The following is an 11,264-nucleotide window of genomic DNA, read 5'->3' on the forward strand; positions in this document are numbered from 1 at the left end:
GGTCTCGATACCATCTTCCGCGCGCCGAGGCGACCGCCCGTCGTGGCGGAGCGCCCGCGTCGCGACGTTCGGGCGAACGATCAGAAGGGGTTCCAGGTCGCGGTCGGCGTGAACTTCAGATAGCCGAGGTTGACGCCGAGGCGCAGGCCGACGCCGGCGCGCACCGGCACCACGTAGATGTGATCGGCGACCAGCGCCGTCATGCCGAAGCCGCCGATGAAGTAAGCCGAGCCGTCGACGCCGCCGAAGCGCTGATAGAGGGCTTCGACCGAAGGCAGGTTGTAGACCAGCATCATCGTGCGGGCGCCCTCGCCGCCGAAGTCCCAGCCGATCGACGGACCCTGCCAATAGACCTTGCTCTTGCCGCGGTCGCGGGTGTTGAGCTGGCCCTCGCCGTAACGCAGGCCGCCGACGATGGCGCCCGAGCCCTCTTCGCCGAGGATGTAGCCGTTGGGCTGGCCGTAACGCGACACGGCCTGTTCGATCACCGTGGCGAGACCGCCCGAAACCGTGCCGAAGAACTTGTGTCCGGTGTGGACCAGTTCCTGGGTCGAATAGGTGCCGCCCCTGTCCTGTGCCGCGACCGGCTGGACGAGAGCGGCCGAGATCATCGCCACGAGGGCGACGGCGAAGGCGAATTTCGGGGCGACGATCTTGCGCATCTGGCCTCTTCCCAGCTTGTCTTCTCGAACAGGCGGGTGTCCGTGATTCGGACGTCCTCTCCTCACGAGAGCTGCCGCTTCCCTCCCCTTCCGCCCCACCGAAGCGGGCGGTGTCGACGGCGGTGCGACGGATCGAATCGTACATGGATCAGTTTAACCGAATTCGGGCGAAGACGCGGCGGAAGCGGGGAACGGACGCAGGATCCGCCGCCGGATCTCGCCGTTTCGTTCTTCTCCTGTGCCTCGGCCTCGCCGCACCGCTCGACGCCCTCGCCTCCGGCGGCCACGACACGCCTCCGCCGGCGCCCGCCGCGGCACCCGAACCGCCGCCGCCTCCCCCGCCGCGACCGCCACCGCCCGACGTCCGCCCACCGATCGACGGTCCGATCGCCGCGCCGACGCCCAAGGCGCGCGTTCCCTTTCTCGCCGACACCACCACGGGTATCGCCCTCGGCGGCTACGATCCCGTCCTCTATTTCCTCGAGGATCGCCCGGTGCTCGGCCGGGAACGCTTCCAGCTCGACTGGGGTGGCACCACCTGGTGGTTCCGCAACGAGGGTGACCTCGTCGCCTTCCGTGCCGCGCCGGAGGTCTATGCCCCGCTCTTCGCCGGCCGGTGCGCCTTCGCCGTGGCCCAGGGCCGGCCCGCCGAAGGCTCGCCGCTCCACCATCTCGTCTGGCGCGGCCGACTGCTGCTCTTCGCCGACGCGACCTCGCGCGTCGCCTTCCTCGAAGCGCCCGACCATCTCCTCGCCGAAGCCGAACGGCGTTGGCCCCGCATGGCCCTGGACCTGCAGTGACCCGAGGAGAGCCGGGACCGGTGTCGTCCCCGCGGTGGAATCCCGTCCGAATCCCACCGATACCCCGTTGTCAAATCTCGAACATTGAGATTTGATCGCTCGCTCAGGAAGCGGTCGATCGGTCCCCGTCGACGGCGCCTCGGAGATCGGCCTTCTCTTTCGGCGGGCCGGACCGGAGTGTTCGCGCCGGGAATCGACACCGAGCGGAAGGATATTCCTCCCGACCGATCGCTCGTCCCGGATCACCTTTCGAAACGCTCACCTCCAATAAGGACGCGAAGGAGCAATCTCGATGAAACGGACCTTCACCACGGGCGCCGCCACCCTTCTGGCGATGCTCGCCCTCGGCGTCACGGCCGCTCAGGCCAAGACCCTGGTCTATTGCTCGGAAGGCAGCCCGGAGAACTTCACCCCGGCGCTCAACACCACCGGCACCTCGTTCGACGCCGCCCGGCCCGTCTACAACCAGCTCGTCGAGTTCGAGCGCGGCACGACCAAGGTGGTTCCCGGTCTCGCCGAGAAGTGGGACATCTCCGCCGACGGCAAGACCATCACCTTCCACCTGCGCAAGGGCGTGAAGTGGCACTCCGGCGTCAACGGCTTCAAGCCGACCCGTGACTTCGACGCCGACGACGTGCTGTTCTCGTTCAATCGTCAGTGGAAGACGGATCACCCCTACAACAAGATCTCCGGCGGCAAGTACGACTACTTCGCCGACATGGACATGCCGAAGCTGCTCGCCTCGATCGAGAAGAAGGACGCCTACACGGTCGTCATGACGCTCACCGAGCCGAACGCGCCGATCATGGCCAACCTCGCCATGGACTTCGGCACCATCCAGTCGGCCGAATACGCCGAGATGCTGCTCAAGGCCGGCAAGCCCGAGCAGTTCGACCAGATCCCCGTCGGCACCGGCCCGTTCCAGTTCGTCACCTACCAGAAGGACGCGGTGATCCGCTACAAGGCCTTCGCCGGCTACTGGGGTGGCAAGGGCAAGTTCGAGGATCTCGTCTACGCCATCACGCCCGATCCGACCGCCCGCCTCGCCAAGCTGAAGAAGGGCGAGTGCCACGTCATGATGGCGCCGCGTCCCGCCGACCTCGCCGAGATCAAGGCCGACCCGGCCCTCGACCTGAAGAGCCAGCCGGGCCTCAACATCGCCTACTGGGCCTTCAACCTGACCAAGCCGCCGATGGACAACATCAAGGTGCGCAAGGCCTTCGCCGCGGCGATCGACAAAGCGGCGATCCTCAAGGAGGTCTATCAGGGCGCCGGCCAGCCGGCCAAGAACCTGATCCCGCCGACCATCTGGTCGTACAACGACAAGGTCCAGGACTTCAAATACGACCCGGAAGCGGCCAAGAAGCTGATCGCCGAGTCGGGCGTCGCCACCCCGATCAAGATCGATCTGTGGTGGATGCCGGTGCAGCGTCCCTACAACCCCAACGCCAAGCGCATCGCCGAGATGATGCAGGCCGACCTCGCCAAGATCGGCGTCGAGGCCGAACTCAAGTCCTACGAGTGGGGCGAGTATCGCAAGCGCATGCAGGCCGGTGAGCACATGACCGGTCAGCTCGGGTGGACCGGCGACAACGGCGATCCGGACAACTTCTTCTTCCTCATCGGCTGCAACGCCGAGGGCAAGCCGGCCGGCCAGAACCTGTCGAAGTGGTGCAACAAGGACTTCAACGACAAGCTCGCCAAGGCCCGCACCCTCTCCGACCTCAAGGAGCGCACCAAGCTCTACGAGGAGATGCAGGTCATCGCCAAGGAAGAGGTGCCGCAGTACACCATCGCCCACTCGGTGGTGTTCGAGCCGACCCGCAAGGAAGTGGTCGACTACAAGATCTCGCCGTTCGGCCGTCACGAGTTCTACGGCGTCGGCCTGAAGTGATCTCGATCTGATCGACGAGAGGAGCCGGCGGAGCGCCCAGCCCCGCCGGCGACCGTTTTGGAGCGGGTTGCGATCGGGCCGTCACGACCGGATCGTCGAGGACCCGCTCGGCAACGAATACGGGCGGCTTTCGCACCGACGCGGTCGGCTCGAAATCCACCCGAGAGGGCGTTCGATGTTCCGCTACCTCCTGAGACGCATCGCGTTGACGGTCCCCACCTTCGTCGCGCTGATGTTCGTCACCTTCGTCGCCATTCGTCTCGTACCGGGCGACCCCGTCGAGGTGCGGACCGGCGAACGCGGCATCCCGCCGGAACGGCTCGCCGAATTCCGCCACCAGCTCGGCCTCGACCAGCCGATCTGGAAGCAGTTCGTCGACTATGTCTGGGGGCTGGTCCACGGCGATTTCGGCACTTCGATCGTCACCAACGAAAAAGTTCTGACCGAATTCGCCGTCCTCTTCCCGGCGACGATCGAACTCTCCCTCTCCGCCATGCTCTTCGCCGTGCTGATCGGCGTACCGGCCGGCACCATCGCCGCGGTCAAGCGCGGCTCGCCCTTCGACCACACCGTCATGGGCGCCTCGGTCATCGGCTTCTCGATGCCGATCTTCTGGTGGGGCCTCTTGCTGATCATGCTGGTGTCGGAACGCTGGGGCCTGACCCCGGTCTCCGGCCGCATCGACCTCATCCGGTACTATTTCGAGCCGACGACCGGCTTCATGCTGATCGACAGCCTGCTCTCCGATCAGGAGGGCGCCTTCCTGTCGGTCGTACATCATCTGGTGCTGCCGACCATCGTGCTCGGCACCATCCCGCTCGCCGTCATCGCCCGCATCACCCGCTCGTCGATGCTCGAGGTGTTGAACGAGGACTACGTGCGCACCGCTCGCGCCAAGGGCCTGTCGCCGATGCGCGTCATCGGCCTGCACGCCCTGAGGAACGCGCTGATCCCGGTCATCACCTCGATCGGTCTGCAGATCGGCACGTTGCTCGCCGGCGCGGTTCTGACCGAGACCATCTTCTCCTGGCCCGGCGTCGGCAAATGGCTGATCGAGGGCATCGGCCGGCGCGACTATCCGGCGCTCCAGGGCGGCATCATGCTGATCTCGTCCATCGTCATCTTCGTCAACCTCGGCGTCGACGTGCTCTACGGCGCCATCAACCCGAGGCTGCGCCATGGCCGCTGACGTCACTTCCGCCGCGCCCGCCGCGATGGCGGGCCCCAAGGGCCCGCTCGCCGATTTCTGGGATTCGTTCTCGGAGAACCGCGGCGCCGTCGCCGGATTGGTGCTCCTCACCCTGATCGCGCTCACCGCGATCTTCGCCGACTTCATCGCGCCGCACTCGCCGATCGATCAGTTCCGCGAATTCTCCAAGCTGCCGCCCGTCTGGGAGGACGGCGGCAACTGGGGCTTCCTGCTCGGCACCGATGCGCTCGGCCGCGACATGCTCTCCCGCCTCATCCACGGCGCCCGCATCTCGCTGTTCATCGGCCTCACCGTGATGGTGGTCTCGGTCACCATCGGCATCATCCTCGGCCTCGTCGCCGCCTTCGCCGGCGGCCTCACCGACATGATCATCATGCGGGTGATGGACCTGATCATCGCCGTCCCGTCGCTGGTGCTCGCCATCCTCGTCGTCGCCATCCTCGGGCCGAGCCTCACCAACACCATCGTCGCGGTGACCGTCGTCTACCTGCCGCGCTACGTACGCCTGGTGCGCGCCTCGGCGCTGGCCGAGATCGGCAAGGACTACGTCACCGCCGCCCGCACCGTCGGCGTCGGCACGCCGCGACTGATGTTCGTGACCGTCCTGCCCAACTGTCTCGCCCCCCTCATCGTCCAGGCGGCGCTCGGCGTCTCCGACGCCATCCTCGAGGCGGCGGCGCTCGGCTTCCTCGGTCTCGGCGCCCAGCCGCCGATCCCCGAATGGGGTTCGATGCTCGCCGACAGCCGCGAATTCATCCGCTCCAATCCGTGGATCGTCACCCTGCCCGGCCTCGCCATCCTCTTCACCGTCGTCTCCATCAACCTGATGGGCGACGGCCTGCGCGACGCCTTCGACCCGAAACTGAAGCGGAGCTGAGGCCATGCCGCTCTGGTTCCGCTGGCTGACGTTCTGGATCCTGGTGGCGCTCACGCTCGCCACATGGGTCCTCATCCGCCTGTTGGAACGTGCCCCGGACGGGACCGCGGCGGCATCGATCCTGCAGAATCCGAGCTTCCTCGCCGCCCTCGTCGCCGCCCTCGTCGCCCTGATCCTGGTCGTCGCCAACCGTTACGCCGACATGGGTCATGCCGAGCACGAACGCCGGTCCCGAGAGATCAAGGCCTCGATCGCCCTGGCGACCGAAATCCGGACCAATCTGGAACGGCAACGTCTTTCTTTCAGCGAACGCGAGCGTCGGCGATCGATCGTGGACGTCTCACGGAAGGCGAAACCGGCCCCCCAGGCGTCGCCGCCGACGACGCCCACGCCCGACAAGGTCGCCACCGTCGATCAGACGAATTTCGTCTACGAGTCGCTGAGAGGTGAGGTTCTGAACCGTCCGGTCGAGATCATCGGCCCCGTCGTCGAGTACTACAATCTCGACGACATGCTGAACCGAACTCTGGTGACCAACCAGACGGCGCGCATAGCGGAGCCCGAGCGGAAGCTCAAATTCTTCACCGAACTCTACAAATTGATGAACGAATGCGACCGCGCCGCGGTTCGCGCTCTTTCGGCGATCTGGCACTCGTTGCCGCAGGCGTCCCGTCAGGAATTCGAGCGCCCATCGACGGCTCCGGCCGAGGTGATCCAACTCGCCGATCGCCTGATCGGCGCCGAATGGAAATCGTTTCCGACGAACGGAGAGAGCCGCATCCTCGCGCTGGTGCGCGTTCGACTGGCGAGACATCGCTCAGTACAGCGGGATGATGGGACCGTTCATGAAGACCCTCCGGCGTACGATGCGCCCGATCCGGACGCTCCGACGGAAAAATCATAACAGAAAGGCGCCATCCACACCATGTCCCTTCTCGAAATCGAGAACCTGTCGGTCGACTTCGAGACCCGTTCGGGCCTCTTCCGCGCCGTCGATCGGGTGTCGCTGACCGTCGCGCCGCGCGAGATCGTGTCGATCGTCGGCGAGTCCGGCTCCGGCAAGTCGGTCGCCATGCTCGCCGTCATGGGTCTCCTGCCCAAGACCGCCCGCATCACCGCCGACAAGCTCACCTTCGGCAGCGAGAACCTCCTGGGGATCGGCGCGTCGGCCCGGCGCAAGCTGATCGGCCGGGACATCGCCATGATCTTCCAGGAGCCGATGTCGTCGTTGAACCCGTGTTTCACCGTCGGCTTCCAGATCGGCGAAGCGCTGAAGACCCATCTCGGTCTCGGCCGCGCCGCTCGCCGCACCCGCTCGATCGAACTCCTGGAACAGGTCGGCATTCCCTCTCCCGAGACCCGGCTCGAGGCCTTCCCGCATCAGCTCTCCGGCGGCATGAGCCAGCGCGTCATGATCGCCATGGCGATCGCCTGTTCGCCGAAACTGCTCATCGCCGACGAGCCGACGACGGCGCTCGACGTCACCATCCAGGCGCAGATCCTCGATCTCCTCGTCCGCCTGCGCGACGAGAAGGACATGGGGCTGGTGCTGATCACCCACGACATGGGCGTCGTCGCCGAGACGGCCGAGCGCGTCGTCGTGCAATACGCCGGTCAGCAGGTCGAGTTCGCCGAGACCGTCGCCCTGTTCGACGACCCGCACCACCCCTACACTGCCGCCCTCCTCTCCGCCCTGCCGGAGCGGGCGACCGAGAAGCGCCTGCCGTCGATCCCCGGCATGGTTCCCGGCCAGTGGGATCGTCCCGCCGGCTGCCTGTTCGCACCGCGCTGCACCTTCGCCACCGAACGCTGTCACCGCGAGGCTCCGGTGCCCTGCGGGTCCGAACTCGGCCACGCCCTGTGCCACTTCCCCCTCGTCGGCGGCCGTCCGCGCCTCGACCTCGAGACCGCCGGAGCGACCCGATGACCACGCCGATCCTCCAGGCCCACGACCTCGTCAAGGACTACATGGTGAGCCGGGGCATGTTCTCGCCCCCCGGCACCGTCAAGGCGGTCGCCGGCATCTCCTTCACCCTCGAGGAGAAGAAGACCCTCGCCGTCGTCGGCGAATCGGGCTCGGGCAAGTCGACGCTCGCCCGCATGCTGACCCTGATCGAGCCCCCGACCTCCGGCCACCTGTCGATCGCCGGCAACGACGTCACCGGCGCCGCCGGCGCCCAGCTGAAGGCGTTGCGCTCCACCGTCCAGATGGTCTTCCAGAACCCCTACGGCTCGCTCAATCCGCGCCAGACCATCCGCAAGACGCTCGAGGAGCCGCTGCTGGTCAACACCGACATGCCCCACGATCGCCGTCGCCGCGAGGCCGAGGACATGCTCGCCCGCGTCGGCCTGCGTCCCGAGTTCGCCGACCGCTATCCGCACATGTTCTCCGGCGGCCAACGCCAGCGCATCGCCATCGCCCGTGCCCTGATGCTCAGGCCGAAGATCATCGTCCTCGACGAGCCGGTCTCCGCCCTCGACGTCTCGGTCCGCGCCCAGGTGCTCAACCTGCTCGCCGATCTCCAGCAGGAGTTCTCGCTCGCCTACGTCTTCGTCAGTCACGATCTCTCGGTGGTTCGCCACATCGCCGACGAGGTGCTGGTGATGTATCTCGGCGCCGTCGCCGAACACGCGCCCAAGGAGGCGCTCTTCGCCGACCCGCGCCACCCCTACACCCGCGCCCTCCTGTCGGCGACGCCGATGGCCGACCCGGCCCGCAAGAAGGAGCGCATCGTGCTGACCGGCGAACTGCCCTCGCCCTTCGATCCGCCGTCCGGTTGCGTCTTCCACCCGCGGTGTCCGAGCGCCTTCGATCGCTGCAAAGCGGAGAAGCCGATGGTCCTCGGCGAAGCCGGGCATCTCACCGCCTGCCACGCGGCGGAAGCGAAAGTCGCCGTGCCGGCCTGACGGTCGCCGGCGCGCGCTCGCCGGCGGGGACGCCGAGCCTCACTCTCCCGGCCGCACCACACGGCGGCCGACGTTGGCGACGACCTGACGTGCGTCGATCGCCTCGGCCTTGTCCTCCGCCGGCAGTGTCGCCGGCAGGATCCGGATCATCAGCGCCTCGCCGATCTCGCTTCGGCCGGAGCCGATCAGTCCGTAGCCGAAATGCTGCTTCGTCGTGCCGAAGGCCTGACGGGTGTAGAGCCCCGGGGCTTCGCCGCGCGCCTCTTCGTGCTTGCCGACGATGGCGAAATGGGTGCGCCCCGCCGCCACCGTGGTCTCCGCCGCCTTGAGCAGCACGTGATCCTGGATGGTGCCGGCGTCGGTGTAGAGATTGCCACGCGCCGTGATCCGCCAGACGTCGTCGGTCATCTGCGCCGCCGAAACCCCGCCGGTCGCTCCCATCTCCTGATAGCGAGTGGCGCAGCCCGAAAGCACGGCCGCGAGCAACACCCCCGACACCACCACCCCGAAGCGCCGCATCTCCACACCCCGCATCCACGAAATTACAACCGAAGGTAACAGATGCGATCGCGGAGTCGATATACGCGCATTCACCACCCATGATGGTGGTCGCCGACACCACTCGATCGAACCGAGCGGCGACCTCCGCGTCGCCGGCGCCGGCCGCCTGCCAGGGTTCGCCGTCTCGACGCCGAGAAGGATTTCTTCCGCGACGTTTCCGTCCTAAGGTCACGGCGAAGGATGGGACCGACATGGATCAACCAACTGAAACTTCACGAGAAATATTTCACTTCGTGATGATCAAGCCGACGCATTACGACGACGACGGCTACCCGATCCTGTGGTGGCGATCGCTCATCCCGTCGAACTCGCTCGCCGCGATCAACGGCCTGTTGCTCGACGCCGCCGAGCGCCGCGTCCTGGGAGAGAACGTCGAGATCCGCGGCATCACCATCGACGAGCCCAACACCCGCATCCGCCCGGAAAGATTGATCCGCGAGCTGCGCGCCGCCGGCGGCCGGGCGGCGATCGCCTTCGTCGGCGTCCAGTCGAACCAGTTCCCGCGCACGATGGATCTCGCCGGACCGTTCCTCGCCGCCGGCTTCCCCGTCGTCGTCGGCGGCTTCCACGTCTCCGGCTGCAAGGCGATGTTGAAGCAACAGCCCGCCGAGATCGTCGCGGCGCAGGAGATGGGCATCTCGCTCTTCGCCGGTGAGGCCGAGGAGGGCCGCCTCGACGAGGTGCTGCGCGACGCCTATGCCGGTCGCCTGAAGCCGCTCTACGACCACATGGACGATCTGCCCTCGCTCGAAGGCGCTCCGCCGCCCTTCCTGCCGGTCGACACCCTGCACGGCACCCGCAACGAGTTCTCGAGCTTCGATCTCGGCCGCGGCTGCCCGTTCCAGTGCTCGTTCTGCACCATCATCAACGTCCAGGGCCGCAAGAGCCGGTTCCGCAGCGTCGACGATCTGGAGAAGATCATCCGCGCCAACTGGGCTCAGGGCATCCGCAAGTACTTCATCACCGACGACGATCTCGCCCGCAACAAGAACTGGGAGGCCTTCTTCGATCGGATGATCGAGTTGAGGAAGGAACTGCAGGTCCGCCTCGAGATCTTCGTCCAGGTCGACACCGGCTGCCATCGCATCCCCGGCTTCATCGACAAGGCGGTGGCGGCCGGCGTCACCCGCGTCTTCATCGGCCTCGAGAATATCAATCCCGACAACCTCCTCCACGTCGGCAAGCGCCACAACAAGATCACCGACTATCGCGCCATGCTGCAGGAATGGTGGGCTCACGGCATCGCCATCTACGCCGGCTATATCATCGGCTTTCCCGGCGACACCAAGGAGAAGGTGCTGCGCGACGTCGAGATCATCAAGCGCGAGCTGCCGATCAACGTGCTCGAGTTCTTCTATCTGACGCCGCTCCCCGGCTCGGCCGATCACAAGCATCACGTCGAGGGCGGCCGCTGGATGGATCCCGACCTCAACAAGCTCGACCTCTTCCATCGGATGGTCCACCACCCGGTGATGTCGGACACGGAGTGGGAGGAGGCCTATCACGCCGCTTGGCGCACCTTCTACACCTGGGATCACATCGAGACGATGGGCCGTCGTGGCGCCGCGTCGCCGAAGAAGAAGGGCATGAACATCGACGAGATCATCGAGTTCTACTCGATGTACGCCGTCGAACGCCTGCATCCGCTGGAAGGCGGCATCCTGCGCAAGAAGTACCGCCGCGACCGCCGCCCCGGTCTGCCACGCGCCAATCCGCTGGTCTTCTACCCCGCCTACGCGATCGAGACGGTGATGAAGATGGCGAAATTCGCCTGGTACTACGGCCGCGCCCACTTCATCCACAAGCGCATCTATGCAGATCCGAAGCGCAAGGATTACACCGACGTCGCCCTCACCCCGCCGACGGCGGAGGAGTTCGAGGAGCTCGGTCTCTTCCGCCAGACCTCCGGCGCCGACGCCGCGATCCGCCGCAAACAGCTGCGGGACTCCCTCTCCGCCACGAAAGCCGGTTGAACCGATCGAGAGCCCCTGTCGTCCACTCCGTCTTGAACCGCGCCGAGCCGGCGCGTAGCCTCACCTGAGGCAAAGGGACGGGGACCGCGATCGTCGATCGGTCGGCCTCTCCCGATGTACATCTTCGAGGGAGGTCCGCGTGTCGCTCCGGTTCACTCTGTCGCGCCTCGGCGGTCGCCTCGCGGCCGTCGCCGTCGCCCTTCTGTGGCTCGCCGCACCGGCCGAAGCGCGCAACGATTACAGCCTCGACCGCGACGTCGACAACGTGCGTGGCTGGCGCATCGCCGCCAACGAGGCCCGCCGCGGCTGCCTCGCCGTCGCCTCCTATCATGAGACCTGTGCGCGGATAGCCCTCGACGACCGTCTACTGACGTGATTCA

At 66.5% G+C, this 11,264-nt stretch carries 11 protein-coding genes; 9 read left to right on the top strand and 2 right to left on the bottom strand.

Annotation, left to right across the window (positions count from 1 at the left end; translation table 11 throughout):
• Positions 1-80: 80 nt before the first annotated feature.
• Positions 81-662: a DUF1134 domain-containing protein gene (locus V7Q42_RS17940; protein WP_442958227.1), complete on the bottom strand. Its 582-nt coding sequence runs from the start codon at positions 660-662 to the stop codon at positions 81-83.
• Positions 663-805: 143 nt separating this feature from the next.
• Here V7Q42_RS17940 and V7Q42_RS17945 point away from each other — a divergent pair, with 143 nt between their 5' ends.
• From V7Q42_RS17945 to V7Q42_RS17975, 7 genes are all read left to right on the top strand, one after another.
• A complete protein-coding gene (locus V7Q42_RS17945) occupies positions 806-1,462 on the top strand; it encodes a YHS domain-containing (seleno)protein (RefSeq protein WP_333825509.1) in 657 nt (218 codons plus the stop codon).
• 292 nt (positions 1,463-1,754) lie between these two features.
• A complete protein-coding gene (locus V7Q42_RS17950) occupies positions 1,755-3,356 on the top strand; it encodes an ABC transporter substrate-binding protein (RefSeq protein WP_442958228.1) in 1,602 nt (533 codons plus the stop codon).
• Positions 3,357-3,531: 175 nt separating this feature from the next.
• Entirely contained in the window at positions 3,532-4,545 is a 1,014-nt protein-coding gene (locus tag V7Q42_RS17955; protein WP_333825511.1) for an ABC transporter permease subunit, read from the top strand.
• Positions 4,535-5,443, top strand: a complete 909-nt coding sequence (locus V7Q42_RS17960) for an ABC transporter permease subunit (RefSeq protein ID WP_333825512.1) — start codon at positions 4,535-4,537, stop codon at positions 5,441-5,443. Before V7Q42_RS17955 ends, V7Q42_RS17960 begins: the two co-directional genes overlap by 11 nt.
• A gap of 4 nt (positions 5,444-5,447) precedes the next feature.
• Entirely contained in the window at positions 5,448-6,347 is a 900-nt protein-coding gene (locus V7Q42_RS17965; protein WP_333825513.1) for a hypothetical protein, read from the top strand.
• Positions 6,348-6,368: 21 nt separating this feature from the next.
• Positions 6,369-7,370, top strand: coding sequence for an ABC transporter ATP-binding protein (locus V7Q42_RS17970; protein WP_333825514.1), 1,002 nt, complete (start codon positions 6,369-6,371; stop codon positions 7,368-7,370).
• Complete coding sequence (locus V7Q42_RS17975) at positions 7,367-8,350, top strand: dipeptide ABC transporter ATP-binding protein (RefSeq protein ID WP_333825515.1); 984 nt, start codon at positions 7,367-7,369, stop codon at positions 8,348-8,350. Before V7Q42_RS17970 ends, V7Q42_RS17975 begins: the two co-directional genes overlap by 4 nt.
• A gap of 39 nt (positions 8,351-8,389) precedes the next feature.
• Here V7Q42_RS17975 and V7Q42_RS17980 read toward each other — a convergent pair whose 3' ends face one another.
• Positions 8,390-8,869 carry a CC0125/CC1285 family lipoprotein gene (locus V7Q42_RS17980; protein ID WP_333825516.1) on the bottom strand — a complete coding sequence of 160 codons (480 nt, stop codon included), beginning with the start codon at positions 8,867-8,869 and terminating at the stop codon, positions 8,390-8,392.
• 233 nt (positions 8,870-9,102) lie between these two features.
• Between V7Q42_RS17980 and V7Q42_RS17985 the strand changes: the two genes are divergently transcribed.
• Positions 9,103-10,884: a B12-binding domain-containing radical SAM protein gene (locus tag V7Q42_RS17985; RefSeq protein WP_442958229.1), complete on the top strand. Its 1,782-nt coding sequence runs from the start codon at positions 9,103-9,105 to the stop codon at positions 10,882-10,884.
• A 139-nt stretch (positions 10,885-11,023) separates the two neighbouring features.
• Positions 11,024-11,260: a hypothetical protein gene (locus tag V7Q42_RS17990; protein ID WP_333825518.1), complete on the top strand. Its 237-nt coding sequence runs from the start codon at positions 11,024-11,026 to the stop codon at positions 11,258-11,260.
• Positions 11,261-11,264: the final 4 nt, after the last annotated feature.

The sequence above is a fragment of the Pinisolibacter sp. genome, assembly GCF_036782435.1.
Classification (GTDB): Bacteria; Pseudomonadota; Alphaproteobacteria; order Rhizobiales; family Ancalomicrobiaceae; genus CALBKH01.